We start from the raw sequence: 16,478 nt of genomic DNA on the forward strand, positions 1-16,478 counted from the left end.
CGCAAGCGGGCCGTTTTCATGAGGGTGTGTGGACCAAGGTCCACACCCACAAGCATCCGATCACGGGTCCGGCATCTGCCCCAGGCTCAACTGCCACGACACGCCGAAGCGGTCCTGCACCCAGCCATAGCGGTTGCTGAATTCATAGTCACCCACCGGCATCAACCAGTGCCCACCCTCGCCCAGCACGCGCGCGGCGCGCTCGAACTGCTCGGCACCGGAACACTCGACGAACAGCGAGATCGATGGGCTGAAGGTGAAGTCGTGAACATCGAGGCTGTCAAAGCACAGGTAGTGGGTGCCACCCAGCAGGAAGATGGCCTGGCGGACCTGCCCAGGCACGCCGGCACCGGCGCCCTCCGGGTGGCGCTGCAGGGCCAGCATGCGGAAATCGGCAAAGGCTTCGGCGTACAGGGCCAGCGCGGCCTCGGCCTGGCCGGTGAACATCAGGAAGGGACGGCTGCGCAGCATGCGGTACTCCTGGTCGACGGGCCGCTGGCGGCCCACACGATCAGGATGGCACGGCGGATGTGCAGCCCCCGTGGTAGTGCCGGCCGCTGGCCGGCAGCTTCAGTCAGGCCTCGCGCATGCGCCGGGCGATGGCGCTGCCTGCGGCGATGGTGGCGGTCAGCGCCACCATCGACAGGAACTGCAGGCGGGTGTGCGACTCGCTCAGCAGCAGGCCGAAGATCAGTGCCAGGATCGCCAGCGCGCAGCAGGTCAGCCACGGGAAACCAGCCATGCGGAACGGCAGGCGGGTGCCCAGGCGATCCGCGCGGCGGCGCAGCACCAGTTGCGAAACCAGCGACAGCGTCCACACCAGCAGGCAGGTGGAACCGACGATGTTCAGCAGTACCGGCAGCACCCGGTCCGGGAACAGCAATTCCATCACCGTAGCCGCGAAACCGAACAGCACGCTGGCCAGCACGGCGATGACCGGCACCTGGCGCGGATCGGTCCAGCCCAACACCGCCGGCGCTTCACGACGCTGCGCCAGCGAATACATCATGCGCGAGGCGCCGTAGAGATTGGCATTGAGCGCCGACAGCAGCGCGATCACCGCAATCAGCGTGATGGCGGTGCCCGCACCCGGGATACGGGCGATATCCAGCACCGCAGCGAACGGCGATTTCAGCGCCTCGCTGGTCCAGGGCACCACGGCAATGATCACGCTCAGCGAGCCGATGTAGAACACCAGGATGCGCCAGGCCACGGTGCGGATGGCACGGGCAATGCTGCGTTCCGGGTCTTCGGTCTCGGCAGCAGCGACGGCTACGATCTCGGTACCACCGAAGGCGAACACCACCACCAGCAGCGCAGCACCGATGCCGGCCAGGCCCTTCGGTGCGAAGCCGCCATGTTCGGTGAAGTTGCTCAGGCCCGGCGAGGTCACCTGCGGCAGCCAGCCCATCAGCAGCGCCACGCCGATGGCGATGAAGGCCAGGATCGCCGCGACCTTGAGGATGGCGAACCAGAATTCGAACTCGCCGAAGTTCTTCACCCCGAGCAGGTTGATCGCAGTGAAGAACAGCATGAAGGCCAGCGCCGCCATCGGTACAGGTACCGCCGGCCAGACAGTGGCCAGCAGACCGGCCGCCCCCACCGCTTCGGCAGCGATCACGATCACCAGCTGCACCCACCACAGCCAGCCCACGGTGGCACCGGCGGTGGCGCCCATGGCATCGGCGGCATAGACCGAGAACGCGCCACTGGTTGGTTTGGCCGCCGCCATTTCACCCAGTGCGTTCATCACGATGATCACCAGCGCGCCAGCGACCAGATACGACACCAGCACCGCCGGACCGGCCGCCTGCACGCCCACGCCCGAGCCGAGGAACAGGCCGGCGCCGATGGCGCTGCCCAGGCCCATCATGATCAGCTGGCGGGGCTTGAGCGAATGTCCGAGGCGGGACGGCGAAGCGGTCGGAATCGAGTTGGGCATCGGCGGGGCTGGCGGCGGGCTACAGGGGCGACACCTTACCCTGTCCCATGCCCGCGGGGATAGGCACAGCGCAGCAGGCCGCTCAGGCCAGTGCGGGCTCGCCGACGTTGCCGCCGATACGGGCACGGTAGGCGCGCGGCGAGAAACCGGTTTCAGCCTTGAACTTGCGGGTGAAGGCGCTCTGGTCGCTGAAACCACAGGCCTGGCCGATGCTGGCGATGCTCTCGTCACCGTGCAGCAGGTGCATGGCCATCTGGATCCGCAGCCGGGTCAGCACCTGCTGCGGGGTCATCTGGAACACCTTGCGGAAGCTGCGCTCCAGCTTGGACAGCGAAAAGCCGGTGATGTCCAGCAGGGTCTGCATGCGCACGTTCTCGGCGTAGTGCGCGTTGAGGTGGGCCAGTGCCAGCCGCAGCTGTTCGTACTGGGTACCCAGGCTGTCCTTCTGGCCAAGGTCGCGGGAAATGCCGATCAGCCCCTCGATGGCCCCATCGACCACCAGCGGGCGCTTGCAGGTCAGGCACCAGCCTGGTTCGCGGTTGGCGAACAGGTGCAGCTCCATCAGGTTCTCGATGACCTCACCGGACAGCACGCGGGCGTCCTGATCGACGTAGTCCGCGCTGAGGCCGGTCGGGTAGATTTCGGCCGCGGTGCGCCCGATCACGTCCTTGCGCGCGCGCAGGCCCAGCCGCCGCAGCATGGTCTGGTTGACGTGGGTGTAACGCCCCTGAAGATCCTTGATGAAGAACAGCACATCCGGGATGGCGTCGAACAGGGCTTCGATGTCGGCGGGCTCGACTCGCATGCGGCAAGCATAGCCGAGGCCCCTTGCCGGTGCGATCACCCTTGCGGGACTTGCGCTTAACGCCGCCAGGGCCACCGTGGAGGCCAGTCCCCACTGGAGAACCGGCCATGCCCCGCGGTGACAAGTCCGCCTATACCGAAAAGCAGAAGCGCCAGGCCGAGCACATCGAAGAGAGCGAGCGCGAGCGTGGCGCCAGCGAAAGCACCGCCGAACGCATCGCCTGGGCCACCGTGAACAAGCAGGACGGTGGTGGCAAGCGCAGTGGTAGTGGGCGCAAGGTGGCGAAGGAGGCATCGGCGAAAAAGGCCACCCGCAAGGCTGCTGCGAAGAAGACAACGGCGAAGAAGGCACCGGCCCGCAAGACAGCCACGAAGAAGGCAACAAAGAAGACGGTGGCCAAGAAGGCCAGCACTCGCCTCGCGTAGTGCTGCTGCGAAGAAGGCGGCGAAGACCCGTGCGGCGAAGAAGACCGTGCGCAAAGTGGCGGCGAAGAAAGCGGCACGTACCCGCGCGCGCGGCTGAGAGCATCGTTCAGGGCGGCAGCATCCTCATCCACGCGGCAACTTCGGCAGCAGCTGCGTCCGCACGTGCCTGCAGCAGCAGATGTGGTCCCTCCAACGACACATGCCGGGCATTGGGCAGCAACGCCTGCAGCTCGGCCACGCTGGGCGACCACAGCAGGCGGTCCTGTAGGGCATGCAGACACAACGTTGGCACTTCGATTCCCGGCAGCAATGCGCGTACGTCGACCCGCAGGGTCGCTGCGGCGCGTTGCCGCAACGTGGTCGCCGGAATCTGAGCCAACGCATCGCACAGCAACGACGTGTGCTCACGGGTGCGCCACCGCCCCAGCAGCAGGCGCGCCAGCAACGCCACGGGAGGTAGGGGCCAGGCCGGCGTCAGCAGGGCTGCGCTGGCTGCCGGCAATGGCACCGGCCGACGCGCAAAGGTCGCGGCAAGCACCAGTCCGCGTAGCCCGGCGGGCTGTCGCGCGACAAGTTCAATCGCCAACGGGCCCGAGAAGGACTCGGCAAGCAGAATGAAGGGATGGCCGGGCAGCTGCGACCACAGCCGTTGGGCTAGCGTGGCGTGATCCTGCCCTCCCTGCGCAGGCAACGTGATCGCCTGCGTCGTCAGCCCATGAGCCTGGAGTGCTGACAGAAACGGGGTCGACAGCCTGCCGGAGCCATCCAGGCCGGGCAGCATCAGCACGTGCTGCGGCGTGGGCGATGCTGAATCACGGCCCGGCTTTTCCTCGCTCCCGATTCCCATGTCACCTCCATTGCTGGCAAGCATCGCCCACATCGGCAGGCAACGAAAACTCTACTCCTGTTGTCCTGCTGCTTTGCCGGTCAAGGTTGAGCAATACTGCCCGCTCTGCCGCCGGATGCGGCTACCAAGGAGAGCGGTTGATGCGATGGACCTACGCGCTGGCCATGATGGCCATGATGGCCATGATGCTGCCACTGAACAGCTCCGCCAGCGATGGTTGGATAAATGGGGACGGCAAAGCGATGCCGGATACCGATGCAATGAAATCCAGCGGTGGCTTTGCGGCGTCGCTGCTGGTCACCTCCGATGCCGACTGGCAGGCCAAGTGGGATACCCCACCAGAGATCACTCCAGGTTTTACCGAGGCCAAAGAAGTCCACCTGGGCGGTGAATTGTTCCTGCTGACATTCCTGTCCAACCCCCAACTGGACGAGAACCGCGTACCCAAGGTGCACTGCGATCTGCGCATGCTGCGCCCGGACGGCAGTACCAGCATCGACGAACGCGAAGTTCCCTGTTTCACCGCTGCCCTGCCCGGCCCGCCAACCCTGTTGTACATGACCAACCTGCACCTGAAGTTCGTGGCCGAGGCCAGTGATCCGAAAGGCACGTGGACTGCGCAGGTGGTGGTCAAGGATCTGCTGCGGAATGTGAGCCTGCCTCTGCAGGCTCGCTTCGACGTCCGTTGAACGGAGGCGTGCGGATGAAGATGCGGCGATTACTGAGCTGGACCGGTCTTGCGCTTTGCGTGGTCTACCTGCTGTTGACCGCATGGCTGGTTCACGGCGCACAGTCGGATGCGGACCCGAAGGGGGCCTATATCCTGATGTCGCTCCCCATCACCCTGCAGTCTGCTGCACTCGATGCCATCGGCGCAGGCAGCCTGCTGTACGGCAAACCCTGGTCGACCGCGTATGCAGTGCTGGTTCCGCCAACACTGCTGTTGCTGTATGCAGCCGGCTGGCTGATCGAACGCTCCGCGCGCGGCCGCTAGCCGGCGGCACCGATCGTTTGCGTGCATGCGATCCCCTGCATGCGGGGCATCGCATGCAGGGCGTCATCCAACATCCAGTTGCAGGTTGCTTACGCCGCCCGCGCGGGCATGATGGTCATGCGCGCGCCCTGCTCCAGCTGGAACACCGACACCGACGTGGTCAGTGCATGCGCCTGTTGTTCCAGCGCGCGGCTGGCCGCGGTCGCTTCTTCCACCAGTGCGGCGTTCTGCTGGGTCACCTGGTCCATCTGCACCACCACCTGGTTGACCTGCTCGATACCGGCCGCCTGTTCCTTGCTGGCCGCGGCGATGTCGCTCATCAGCTGGGTGGTACGCGAGCTGGCCTGGGCCACGCGTGCGATCGCGGCTTCGGATTCAACAGTCACCGCCAGGCCACTCTTCACCTTGGCAGCGGCGTCTTCGATCAGCTCCTTGATCTCCTTGGCGGCGACACCGGCACGCTGCGCGAGCGTGCGCACTTCGCTGGCGACCACGGCGAAACCACGGCCCTGCTCGCCCGCACGGGCCGCTTCCACCGCAGCATTCAGCGCCAGGATGTTGGTCTGGAACGCGATGCCGTCGATCACCGTGGAGATCTCCGAGATGCGTGCCGATGACTGATCGATCTCGCCCATCACCGATGCCATCTGTGCCATTGCCTGCTCGGTCTCGCGAACCGCGGCACCGGCGGCATGCGCTTCGCTGTCGGCCTGACGGGCCAGCTCGGCATTCTGGCGCACGGTGGAGGTCAGCTCCTCCATCGATGCTGCGGCCTCTTCCAGGTTGGCGGCCTGCTGCTCGGTGCGGCGCGACAGATCGTTGTTGCCAGCGGCCAGTTCCTGCGCTGCGTTGTTGATGCTGTCGGCGGCCACCTGGATGCCCCGCACGATGCCGGTCAGCTGCGCGGTGGTGGTGTTGGCGTCGTCACGCATGCGGGCGAACACACCGTCGTACTCGCCGTCCATGCGTGCGGTCAGGTCGCCGTGCGAGATCGCGCGCAGCACATCGGAGACATCGGCGATGCTGGACTGCGAACTGGCCATCATGCCGTTGAGGTGCTCGACCATCGCCTTGAACTGGTACTGGAACGCAGCAGCATCGCCACGCATGCTGAAGTCACCGGCGCGCGCGGCGCGGGCCAGTTCATCAATCTGCGCGTTGATCGCCATCAGGCTCTGCTTCACCGCCGCCAGGGTGCGGGTCAGCGTGCCCTTCTCGCCCGGGTAGTCGGGCAGGTCACGACTGAGGTCACCGATGGCGTAGCGCTGCATCACCTCGGCCATCAGCAGTTCCACCTGTACGTGCGATTCGACCAGGCTGTTGGTGGCCTGCACCATGCGGCCGAAGTCACCGGGGAATGCGCTGGCATCCATGCGATAGCGGATCGCGCCGGCCTCGTGCTGTTCGGCCATCTGCAGCTGCGCACCGATCGCCGCCTGCACGCTCTGCCGCACGCTGGCCATCGCCTCGCCAAGCTGGGTCAGCTCATCACGGCCACCCAGACGGAACTCCTGGTCCAGCTGGCCCTTGGACAGCCGTTCGGCCAGGTTCACCGCGCGGGCCAGCGGGCCGGTCAGGCTGCGGCCGATCATCACCGAGGCACCGATGCCGACCAGCAATGCCACACCGCCCAGCACCAGCAGCTGCAGCAGGCTGCGCTCGCCCAGCCTGATCGCCTCGGCGGCTGCATCGCGGCTTTCCTTCTCTTCGAAGTCCACGCCGTCGGACAGGGCCTTGTTCCAGCCATTGGCCGCTTCCTGCACCGGGCCCAGGGTCAGCGCCACGGCGCCCGGGTAGTCGCCCTGCTCCATCAGTTCGCTGGTCTGCTTGTTGAGCGGGCGCGCGATGGCGCGCTTGGCCGCGATGGTTTCCGCGATGGCCTTGCCCTCCGCATCACCCGGCAGTGCCTGGTAGGCGGTCCAGCTGGCCTCATAGCGCTTGACCAGGTCGGCAATGCGCTTCTCGTCGCTGCCGCGGTCTTCGCCCTGGCGGATCAGCATTTCGCGGCGCACCACCATCATCTGGTTGTTGGCATCGAGCATCTGCGACAACAGGCGCACCTTGGCCACGCTGACGTCGACCACCTGCTGCATCGCGCGCTTCTGCACGACACTGGCGGTGGCGCCGGTGGCCACCACGGCGGCAACCAGCAACAGCAGCAGGCCAAAGCCCAGCCCAAGACGCCAGGCAACCCTGACATTCCTCAAGTAGTTCATCGGTACATCCAAAACGGGGGGATGCGCCCCTATCGGCCGCGCCACCGGCATTCTTGATCAGCAACATGCACGGGCGTCGGTAGCCGTTCACCTTGGTGATGCCACGCACGGCGCTTCTGCGACAAGGGCCCGGGCCACGCCAGGGCTGCCCTGCTCATGCCGGCATCAAGTTGCTTTCACGGGGGCTGCGCAGCCTCTCCGGGCAGGGTGGAGCTGCCATCTGCCGGAGGCCTCCATGCCCGTACACCGCCCCGCCCTGCTCGCCCTGTCCTTGCTGATGTCCCCCGCCTTCGCGCAGCCCCCTGCGCCCGCCAACCTGCCCGCCCCCATTGCCGAAACGTCTGGACCGGACACCGCACCACGCTCCGCCCTGCACGCCCAGGTGCTTCTGGATCGCGCCAATTTCTCCCCGGGCGAGATCGACGGTGAAGTCGGCAGCAATCAGCGCCGGGCCGTGGCCGGCTTCCAGGCGGCCCACGGCCTGGCAGTGAGCGGAGAGCTGGACGACAGCACCTGGAAGGCCCTGCAGGCCGACACGGTCGTGCCACTGGCCAGCCACACGCTGACCGCCGAGGATGTGGCCGGGCCGTTCGTCGCCGTTCCGAAGACGCCCGCCGCGCAGGCAAAGCTGAAGGCGCTCGGCTACAGCAGCGTCGAGGAATCACTGGGCGAGCGTTTCCATACTTCGCCAGCATTGCTGAAGGCGCTCAACCCCGGCGTCGATCTGGCAAAGGCCGGCAATCGCATCCAGGTGCCCAACATCGCGCCCGTGGCGTTGCCGAAGGCGGCGAAGATCGTGGTCGACAAGTCCGCTTCAACCCTGCAGTTGCTGGATGCGCAGGGCAAGGTGATGGCGCAGGTGCCAGTGTCGTCCGGCAGCCAGCATGATCCGTTGCCGATCGGCGAATGGAAGATTCTCGGCGTCTATCGCGACCCGCCGTTCCATTACAACCCCAAGCTGTTCTGGGATGCGCGCAAGGGCGACAAGAAGGCCACGCTGCCGCCCGGTCCGAACAACCCGGTCGGCCGGGTCTGGATCGACCTGTCCAAACCCCACTATGGCCTGCACGGAACGCCGGTACCCGGCCATGTAGGCAAGACCGAATCGCATGGCTGCGTACGCATGACCAACTGGGATGCACTGCGCGTGGCCGATGCCGTGGATACCTCCGTCCCCGTGGTGATGCAGGAGTGAGCCGATGCGTCTTTCGCAGCTGATCGTGCTGGGCGTGCTGCTGGGTGTGGGAATGGGCTGGTGGCTGCGCCGCGATGCCGCTGAAACTACGGCAGTGTCCACGCCTGCAACGCCGCTCACCGTGTTGGCAACGCCGACGGCGGAAGCGGCTACACCACGCGCGTCGCTGCCGGTCAGCGTCGACGCAGCACCGGACGGCCTTCTGCTGCCGGTGCAGGGCGTACTGCCCTCGCAGTTGCGCGATACCTTCACCGATGCCCGCAGCGAAGGACGCGTACACGATGCGATCGACATCATGGCCGATGCCGGGACGCCGGTGCTGGCGGTGGCCGACGGCACGGTGGAAAAGCTGTTCGACAGCGAGCGCGGAGGGCTGACGATCTACCAGTTCGAGCCCAGCGGGCGCTGGTGCTACTACTACGCGCACCTGCAGCGCTATGCCGATGGCCTGGCCGAAAAGCAGGTGATCAAGCGCGGCGAGGTGATCGGCTACGTGGGCAGCACTGGCAATGCCAGCGCCGAGGCCCCGCACCTGCATTTCGAGGTGCACGTGCTGGGCCCGGAGAAGCAGTGGTGGAAGGGTGAGTCGATCAATCCCTATCCCCTGCTGAAGTCGACGGTGCTGATGCCCGGTGCTGCCAGCGCCGCAACGCCAGAGTAAAGACAGCCAGCGCGCCCCCCGCAATCAGCAGGAACAGTGCCGCCACTTTCCAGAAGAAGAACGGCCACAACCAGACATAATCCAGGTCAGTCAGCTTCAACAGGTCCAGTGGCGGCTGCAGCTCGACGGTGGCCGCGCGATTGGCCAGCGCCGGGTCCACCTCCAGCACGGTTACCCGCAGCCATGAGCGTCCGCGTGGCAATGCATCGCCGCGGCCATAACCAAAGTAGGACGCCATGAGGCCACTGGAATCAACCGATGCCAGCCTGCGGTTGATGCCCTGCCCGGCCACGCCCGAACGCTCTCCCGCGCGGAAGTCCCCATGATCGGTGGGAGTATCGATACGCAGCAGCACTTCAGGGTCAGCCTCAGTACCATCTGCGGCATACCGCAGGCGCAGCCGCAGTTGGTCATCGATGAAGCGGTAGACCGTCACCTCGGCCGTCGCTCCCGGGCTCAGCAGCAGCGGCAGGGTCTGGGTGCGCGAGGCCAGATGGTAGGCGATGGCGCCGAGCGCCAGAACCGCGCAGGCGATGCCCCACAGGCTCCACAACACCCATAGGGTGATCCGAACCACGGTCTCGCCTTTCACGCTGACATCCTGGTCATCGCTTCGCTTCCTCGCCGGCCTTGCTGACACAGTAACGAAAAAGCCCCGCTTTCGCGGGGCTTCTTCTTGCAGCGACGCCGGGCAGCGCCCGGCGCTACCGGGTGGTCGCTTCGCCGGGCATGGCCCGGCGCTACCGGTCACGCACTCAGGCGAAGGGGTCCTGCAGGACCATGGTGTGGTCGCGGTCCGGGCCGGTGGAGACGATGCTGATCGGGCAACCGGCCAGCTCTTCGAGCGAACGCAGGTAGGCACGTGCGGCCGGCGGCAGGTCGTCCCAGTGGGTGATGCCGTGGGTGTTCTCGCTCCAGCCCGGGAACTCCAGGTACACCGGGGTGCACTCTTCCCAGCCCTGCGCGTCCAGCGGCGCGTACTCGGTGCGCTTGCCGTTGTATTCGTAGGCGATGCAGACCTTCAGCTTTTCCATGCCGTCCAGCACGTCCAGCTTGGTGATGCACAGGCCGCTGATGCCGTTGATGGCCACGGCGCGCTTCAGTGCGACGATGTCCATCCAGCCGCAGCGACGCGGGCGACCGGTCGAAGCACCGTACTCGGCGCCGCGGTCACGGATGCCCTGGCCGACTTCGTCGTCCAGTTCGGTCGGGAACGGGCCGCCGCCGACGCGGGTGGCGTAGGCCTTGGCGATGCCCAGCACGTAGTCGATCGAATCGGCGCCGACGCCGGAACCGGCCAGCGCGCCACCGACCGTGGTGTTGGAGCTGGTGACGTACGGGTAGGTGCCGTGGTCGATGTCCAGCAGCGCACCCTGCGCGCCTTCGAACAGCACGCGCTTACCCTGCTTGCGCAGGTCGTGCAGGATGCCGGCCACGTCGGACTTCATCGGCTGCACGTACTCGCCGAAGGCCAGCGCTTCGTCGAAGGTCTTCTGGAAATCGACCGCATCGGTGTTCAGGTACTTGGTCAACACGAAGTTGTGGTAATCCAGCGCAGTGCGCAGGAGTTCTTCCAGCTGCTTCGGGTAGTGCAGGTCGGCGATGCGGATGCCGCGGCGCGCCACCTTGTCTTCGTAGGCCGGGCCGATGCCACGGCCGGTGGTACCGATCGCCTTGCCGCCGGCAGCGCGCTCGCGCGCCTGGTCCAGGGCGATGTGGTACGGCATGATCAGCGGCGCGGCCGGCGAGATCTTCAGGCGCGAACGCACTTCCACGCCGGAGGCTTCCAGCTCGGCGATTTCCTTCTGCAGTGCGGCCGGCGAGATCACCACGCCGTTGCCGATCAGGCACAGCGCATCGTCACGCAGGATGCCCGACGGGATCAGGTGCAGGACGGTCTTCTTGCCGTTGATGACCAGGGTGTGGCCGGCGTTGTGGCCGCCCTGGAAGCGCACGACGGCGCCGATTTCCTCAGTGAGCAGATCGACGATCTTGCCCTTGCCTTCATCGCCCCACTGGGCACCCAACACTACGACAGACTGACCCATGACGGGCTCCTCGATTTGTTGCGGCCATCGGGGCCGCGGACGGGTAAACCGTGGCGGGGCTGGCCAGCACCTGGAGGGCGGCTCCAAACGGGGAGCGCCGGCGATGGAAGGCCCAGACACGGAAAAAGCCGAACGGGGAGGCCCGTCCGGCTTTTGTGCATTATCCGGGTTTCCGGGGTCGGGTGCCACCTTTCCGACGGACGGCTTCACCGGCCGGTCAGCCGCCCCGCCCGATGGTGCCGGCCGCTCAGGCCCCGCCCGGTAGTGCCGGCCGCTGGCCGGCAACGCCAACCAAGGTTGGTATCTACCAGAGCCGGGCCATGCATGTGAACGCAGGCGGTAGTGCCGGCCGCTGGCCGGCAATCCCGGGTTGCCGGCCAGCGGCCGGCACTACCCTTTCAGTGCCGCGCCCACCACAGCAGGCTCAGGCCGGCCAGCAGCACCAGCCCGCCGAAGCTGCGCAGGGCCGGGCTGGGCAGGTCCAGCAGGCGCTCGGCCATGCGCTTCCAGGCGAACGGCGCGACGAACAGGAACAGGCCTTCCAGCACCGCCACCAGGCAGACGGCGGCGAACAGATCTTTCATGGGGGGGACTCCGGAAAAAACACGGGGCCCGGCATTCAGCCGGGCCCCGTGGGGTAATGCCCTGCGACCTCAGCGGTCGTTCTTCAGGTACTGCAGGAACGGGTCGTTCTTGTCCAGCACGATCACGCCGTTGCCGTCGGTCATGGAGCCACGGTAGGCCTCCAGGCTGCGGTAGAACGCGTAGAACGACGGATCGGCAGAGCCGGCCTTGCCGTAGATGCGGGCGGCATCGGCATCGCCTTCACCGCGCAGGCGCTGGGCATCACGCTCGGCTTCTGCAATCAGCACGGTGCTGTCACGGTCGGCCTGGGCGCGGATGGTCAGCGACTGCTCCTCGCCCTCCGCACGCAGCTTCGCCGCTTCCTGCTTGCGCTGGGCGCGCATGCGCTCGTACACATCGTTGATCACCTGGCTGTCGGTCGGCAGGTCCACCTGCTTGATGCGCAGGTCGATCATCTGCATGCCCAGGCCGGCCACGGCTTCGTTGATCCCCTTCAGCTGCTCGGCGATCAGCTCGCTGCGATCGCCGGAAACCAGCTGCTGCAGGGTGCGCGAGTTGATCTGGTTGCGCAGCGAGTCGGTGATGATCGGTGCCAGGCGGGCATTGGCGATGCGCGGATCGCCGCCGGTGGCACGGAAGTAGTCACCCACGTTGGAGATGTAGCCGATGGCGAAGAAGTCGACGCTGACGTCCTTCTGCTCGGCGGTGAAGTAGCGCGCCGGCGCGGTGTCGAGCACCTGGAAGCGGCGGTCGAAGACCTTCACCGTTTCCACTACCGGCACCTTGAAGTGCAGGCCCGGCTTGATGTCCGAACGCACCACCTTGCCCAGGTTCAGCACCATGGCGGTCTGGTCCTCACGGACCACGTACACCGAGCCGAGCAGGCCCAGCACCACCGCCACGATCACGGCGATCCAGATAGGACTCTTCATCGGCTGCCCTCCTCACGGCCGCTCGGTCGCCCGGTCGGGCGGCCCACCGGCCGGCCCGGATCACGGGAAGCTTCCACCGCTGCACCCGGCAGCGACGGCATCACCACATCCGGATTTGCCACTGCGGCCGGAGCCGAGGTGGTGGGACGGGTATCGCCGGTCATCGGCACGTAGATCAGCTGGCGGCCATCGCCACCGATCACCTTGCGGTTCTCGCTCAGCACCTGCTGCACGGTCTCCAGCCACAGGCGCTTGCGGGTCACTTCCGGGGCGTCCTTGTACTGGGCCTGCAACAGGCTGAAGCGCTGCGCGTCACCCTCGGCCTTGGACACCACCGCCTGCTTGTAGCCTTCGGCGGTGGTACGGGCGCGCGAGGCCTGGCCTCGGGCTTCCGGCACGACCTTGGCGGCGTAGGCCTGGGCTTCGTTGATCAGGCGTTCCTTGACCTGCTGGGCACCGTTGACTTCGTCGAAGGCCGGCTTCACTTCTTCCGGCGGACGGGCGTCCTGCAGGGTCAGGCCGGTCACGGTGAGGCCGGTCTTGAACGCCTTCAGCAGCGCCTGCAGGCGCTCCTCGGCGGCCACGGCCAGCGGACCACGGTTGTTCAGCACGGCGTTGAGGTCGGCGCGGCCAACTTCCTCGCGCACGGCGCTCTGCGCCGACTGCTCAAGCACCTGGTTGGCATCAACGGTGCCGAACAGGTACTGCTGCGGGTCGTCGATGCGGTACTGGACGTTCAGCGAGACGTTGACGATGTTCTCGTCGCGGGTCAGCACCGGCACCTGGATCGAGAAGGTCTTGATCTCGGTGGCGTTGACCTTGGTGACAGACTCAATCGGCCACGGCAGCTTGAAGTTCGGGCCGGGCTGCAGGATGCGCGAGAACTGGCCGAAGCGCAGCACCACGCCACGCTGCTGTTCACCGATCAGCTGGAAGCTGGAGAACAGCACCAGCAGCACCACGGCCGCCACCACCCAACGCACGATGCCGCCGTCGAACAGGTCCTTCAGCGGCCCGGGCAATCCGCCCCAGCCACCACCATTGCCACCGCCGCGTGACCCGAACGGCCCGCGTCGATTGTCCTCGGGGCCTTGTCCGCCCTTGTTGCCGCCGGGTGTATTCCAGGCCATGCACGCTCCATCAAGATTTGGGCTGCGGCGCGGGCCCTTCCCGCACCGCCAGCCGTGAAACCATCACCGATCATACAAGATGGGGCGGATCGGCAGGATCGAAAGGGGGGCAACGGGGTAAGGTGGCGTTTTCCTCGAAGTCAGGCAACGCCGATGGCCCCCACCACCCCGTTCACCGCCTTCCGCATCGAAAACGACGACGCCGGCTACCGCAGCGGCCTGGCCCGGCTGGGTGTCGACGACCTCAACCCCGGCCAGGTGCTGATCCGCGCCCACTGGTCCTCGGTCAACTACAAGGACGCGCTGGCCGGCACCGGCAAGGGGAAGATCCTGCGCCGCTTCCCGCTGGTCGGCGGCATCGACGTGGCCGGTACCGTGGTCGCCAGCTCCGACCCGGACTGGCGTGAAGGCGATGCGGTGCTGGCCACCGGCTGCGGCCTCAGCGAGACCCGTGATGGCGGCTACAGCCAGTACGTGCGGCTGGAATCGCGCGCGGTGATCGCCCAGCCGGCCGGGCTGACCCCGCGCGAGGCGATGGTGCTGGGCACCGCCGGCTTCACTGCGGCGCTGGCCCTGCTGCGCATGCAGGACAACCGGCAGACCCCGGAACTCGGCCCGCTGGCAGTCACCGGTGCCAGCGGCGGCGTCGGTGCGCTGGCGCTGGCGATCTTCAGCCGTGCCGGCTACAGCGTGCACGCGGTCAGCGGCAAGCCGGACCAGGCCGATTTCCTGCGCGGCATCGGCGCCACCGAGGTACTGCCGCGCGACGCGCTGGCCGAGACCGGCCCGCTGCAGTCGGCGCGCTTCGGCGGTGGCCTCGACAATGCCGGAGGCGACATGCTGGCCAGCCTGCTGGCGCAGACCGTGCCCTACGGCAGCGTGGTCAGTGCCGGTCTGGCCGCCAGCCCGACGCTGGACATGACCGTGATGCCGTTCATCCTGCGCGGTGTCTCGCTGCTGGGGGTGTCCTCGGCCAATGCGCCGCGCGGGCTGCGCGAAGAGGTGTGGTCGCGACTGGGCAGTGACTGGAAACCGCAGCACCTGGACCGCATCTGTACTGCCGAAGTCGGCCTGGATGGCCTGCCCGCCGTGTTCGAGCGGATGCTGGCCGGCGGCTCGCTGGGCCGCACCGTGGTGCGGATCGACTGAACGTCGCAGGCAGGCGACGGACGGCAGGCGCTCCCCTCCCGCCGGTAATGTGCCCGCACTACACTGCGGGCATTACATGGGGAACAACATGGCACGCATTCTGATCGTCGACGACTCACCGTCGCAGCTGTTGGGGATACAGCGCATCGTCGAGAAGCTCGGGCACCAGATCCTGACCGCCACCGATGGCGCCGCCGGGGTCGAAACCGCCAAGGCCGAGCTGCCCGACCTGGTCCTGATGGACGTTGTGATGCCCAACCTCAACGGCTTCCAGGCCACCCGCACGCTGGCCCGCGACGAGGCGACCCGCCACATCCCGGTGATTCTGGTGACCACCAAGGACCAGGACACCGACCGTATGTGGGGCATGCGCCAGGGCGCCAAGGCCTACATCACCAAGCCGTTCTCGGAAGACGAGCTGTCCGAGGTGCTGGAGCGCGTGTTCGCGGGCCAGGGCTGAGACGCGCGCGGTAGTGCCGGCCGCTGGCCGGCAACCACGCATCACCGTCCAGGGCAATGAAGTTGCCGGCCAGCGGCCGGCACTACCTTCAAATGGTCTCGCCAAACGCCTTGGCCAGGTTCCGGTAGGCCTTCTTCTGCGCCTCGTCGGTTGCGGCCGGGGCCACGATCTCGATCTCGACGATCTGGTCGCCATCCGGATTGCCCGGCAGGCCACGGCCACGCAGGCGCAGCTTGCGCCCGGCATCGGAATCGGCCGGGATCTTCAGATCCACCGCACCGCCCAGAGTCGGCACGCTGATGCTGGTCCCCAACGCGGCCTGCCACGGCGTCACCGGCAGCGTATAGAGGATGTTGCGGCCATCGACCTCGAACTGGGGATGGGCGGCGTACTCCACTTCCAGCAGCAGGTTGCCGCCATGATTGCCCTGCCCGGCCAGCCGTATCACCTGGCCCGGACGGATGCCTTTGGGCACGCGCACGTCCAGCTGCTTGCCGTTGACGGTGATGCGCAGGCTGTCACCGTTATAGGCCGCCTCCAGCGGTACCGACAGCTTGGCGCGGGTATCGCGATTGGGCGCATGGCCCTGGCTGCTGAAGCCCGGCCCAGGACCAGCGCCGCCACCGCCACGCTGGCGCGCGAACAGGCTTTCGAAGAAGTCGCTGAAGCCGCCGTTGGGGCCGCCGCCGCCGAACACTTCCTCGAAATTGAAGCCCCCGGCGCCGCCGTAGTTCGGCGGCACGTTGAACTCCTCGCCCGGGCGATAGCCCTGCGCGCGCAGCTGGTCGTAGGCCGCGCGCTTCTCCGGGTCACGCAGCGCCTCATAGGCCTCGTTGACCGCCTTGAACTTGTCTTCGGCCCCGGCCTCCTTGCTGACGTCCGGGTGATACTTGCGTGCCAGCCGGCGGTAGGCGGTCTTGATCTCCGCCTCGCCCGCGCTCGGTTCCACCCCCAGGGTGGCGTAGTAATCCTTGAATTCCATCCAGCTACCTCGATTCGCTTCGGCCGCGCCGGTGGCGCCGCCCCGGGTTCATTCTACGCGCCGGCGATGCTACGCCGCCCCTCGTGCGGCCCCGGTGAGGCCGACTG

17 protein-coding genes and 1 pseudogene are annotated in these 16,478 nt (G+C 67.0%); 7 read left to right on the top strand and 11 right to left on the bottom strand.

The window, feature by feature from the left end; genetic code table 11:
• Nucleotides 1–60: 60 nt before the first annotated feature.
• From ACZK29_RS16435 to ACZK29_RS16445, 3 genes are all read right to left on the bottom strand, one after another.
• A complete protein-coding gene (locus ACZK29_RS16435; protein ID WP_478446250.1) occupies nucleotides 61–471 on the bottom strand; it encodes a VOC family protein in 411 nt (136 codons plus the stop codon).
• Between the two features lie 103 nt (nucleotides 472–574).
• Nucleotides 575–1,942, bottom strand: coding sequence for an amino acid permease (locus ACZK29_RS16440; protein ID WP_005410628.1), 1,368 nt, complete (start codon nucleotides 1,940–1,942; stop codon nucleotides 575–577).
• Nucleotides 1,943–2,024: 82 nt separating this feature from the next.
• Nucleotides 2,025–2,747, bottom strand: coding sequence for a helix-turn-helix transcriptional regulator (locus ACZK29_RS16445; protein ID WP_049429965.1), 723 nt, complete (start codon nucleotides 2,745–2,747; stop codon nucleotides 2,025–2,027).
• Nucleotides 2,748–2,854: 107 nt separating this feature from the next.
• Here ACZK29_RS16445 and ACZK29_RS16450 point away from each other — a divergent pair.
• Nucleotides 2,855–3,269, top strand: a pseudogene (locus ACZK29_RS16450) (hypothetical protein).
• A gap of 9 nt (nucleotides 3,270–3,278) precedes the next feature.
• On the opposite strand, the gene ACZK29_RS16455 reads toward ACZK29_RS16450, so the two are convergent.
• Complete coding sequence (locus tag ACZK29_RS16455) at nucleotides 3,279–4,019, bottom strand: alpha/beta fold hydrolase (protein WP_478446251.1); 741 nt, start codon at nucleotides 4,017–4,019, stop codon at nucleotides 3,279–3,281.
• A gap of 86 nt (nucleotides 4,020–4,105) precedes the next feature.
• Here ACZK29_RS16455 and ACZK29_RS16460 point away from each other — a divergent pair, with 86 nt between their 5' ends.
• Nucleotides 4,106–4,708: a hypothetical protein gene (locus ACZK29_RS16460; RefSeq protein WP_478446252.1), complete on the top strand. Its 603-nt coding sequence runs from the start codon at nucleotides 4,106–4,108 to the stop codon at nucleotides 4,706–4,708.
• 14 nt (nucleotides 4,709–4,722) lie between these two features.
• Complete coding sequence (locus ACZK29_RS16465; protein WP_088026789.1) at nucleotides 4,723–5,013, top strand: hypothetical protein; 291 nt, start codon at nucleotides 4,723–4,725, stop codon at nucleotides 5,011–5,013.
• An 89-nt stretch (nucleotides 5,014–5,102) separates the two neighbouring features.
• Here the strand turns inward: ACZK29_RS16465 and ACZK29_RS16470 are convergent, their stop codons facing one another.
• On the bottom strand, nucleotides 5,103–7,229 hold the full coding sequence (locus ACZK29_RS16470; RefSeq protein WP_478446253.1) for a methyl-accepting chemotaxis protein: 2,127 nt from the start codon (nucleotides 7,227–7,229) through the stop codon (nucleotides 5,103–5,105).
• A gap of 235 nt (nucleotides 7,230–7,464) precedes the next feature.
• On the opposite strand from ACZK29_RS16470, the gene ACZK29_RS16475 reads away from it, so the two are divergent.
• Both ACZK29_RS16475 and ACZK29_RS16480 read left to right on the top strand, forming a co-directional pair.
• Entirely contained in the window at nucleotides 7,465–8,424 is a 960-nt protein-coding gene (locus ACZK29_RS16475; RefSeq protein ID WP_478446254.1) for a L,D-transpeptidase family protein, read from the top strand.
• A 4-nt stretch (nucleotides 8,425–8,428) separates the two neighbouring features.
• Complete coding sequence (locus ACZK29_RS16480) at nucleotides 8,429–9,085, top strand: M23 family metallopeptidase (protein WP_111203328.1); 657 nt, start codon at nucleotides 8,429–8,431, stop codon at nucleotides 9,083–9,085.
• Here the strand turns inward: ACZK29_RS16480 and ACZK29_RS16485 are convergent.
• From ACZK29_RS16485 to hflK, 5 genes are all read right to left on the bottom strand, one after another.
• Nucleotides 9,015–9,677, bottom strand: coding sequence for a hypothetical protein (locus tag ACZK29_RS16485; protein WP_478446255.1), 663 nt, complete (start codon nucleotides 9,675–9,677; stop codon nucleotides 9,015–9,017). The two genes, ACZK29_RS16480 and ACZK29_RS16485, sit on opposite strands and share 71 nt — an antisense overlap.
• 163 nt (nucleotides 9,678–9,840) lie before the next feature.
• The gene (locus ACZK29_RS16490) at nucleotides 9,841–11,133 is read right to left on the bottom strand and encodes an adenylosuccinate synthase (RefSeq protein ID WP_142806544.1); all 1,293 of its coding nucleotides are present in this window, start codon (nucleotides 11,131–11,133) and stop codon (nucleotides 9,841–9,843) included.
• 398 nt (nucleotides 11,134–11,531) lie between these two features.
• Nucleotides 11,532–11,717: a DUF2065 domain-containing protein gene (locus tag ACZK29_RS16495; protein WP_005410640.1), complete on the bottom strand. Its 186-nt coding sequence runs from the start codon at nucleotides 11,715–11,717 to the stop codon at nucleotides 11,532–11,534.
• Between the two features lie 69 nt (nucleotides 11,718–11,786).
• Nucleotides 11,787–12,650 carry a protease modulator HflC gene (hflC, locus tag ACZK29_RS16500; RefSeq protein WP_010482785.1) on the bottom strand — a complete coding sequence of 288 codons (864 nt, stop codon included), beginning with the start codon at nucleotides 12,648–12,650 and terminating at the stop codon, nucleotides 11,787–11,789.
• A complete protein-coding gene (hflK, locus tag ACZK29_RS16505; protein ID WP_005418335.1) occupies nucleotides 12,647–13,780 on the bottom strand; it encodes an FtsH protease activity modulator HflK in 1,134 nt (377 codons plus the stop codon). The genes hflC and hflK overlap by 4 nt, the downstream gene beginning before the upstream one ends.
• 153 nt (nucleotides 13,781–13,933) lie before the next feature.
• Between hflK and ACZK29_RS16510 the strand changes: the two genes are divergently transcribed.
• On the top strand, nucleotides 13,934–14,929 hold the full coding sequence (locus ACZK29_RS16510; protein WP_111204796.1) for a YhdH/YhfP family quinone oxidoreductase: 996 nt from the start codon (nucleotides 13,934–13,936) through the stop codon (nucleotides 14,927–14,929).
• Nucleotides 14,930–15,017: 88 nt separating this feature from the next.
• A complete protein-coding gene (gene pilH / locus ACZK29_RS16515) occupies nucleotides 15,018–15,389 on the top strand; it encodes a twitching motility response regulator PilH (protein WP_005410644.1) in 372 nt (123 codons plus the stop codon).
• An 88-nt stretch (nucleotides 15,390–15,477) separates the two neighbouring features.
• Here the strand turns inward: pilH and ACZK29_RS16520 are convergent, their stop codons facing one another.
• Nucleotides 15,478–16,371, bottom strand: coding sequence for a DnaJ C-terminal domain-containing protein (locus ACZK29_RS16520; protein ID WP_111204795.1), 894 nt, complete (start codon nucleotides 16,369–16,371; stop codon nucleotides 15,478–15,480).
• Nucleotides 16,372–16,478 lie beyond the last annotated feature (107 nt).

The sequence above is a fragment of the Stenotrophomonas sp. 89682_Sma genome (genome assembly GCF_056481405.1).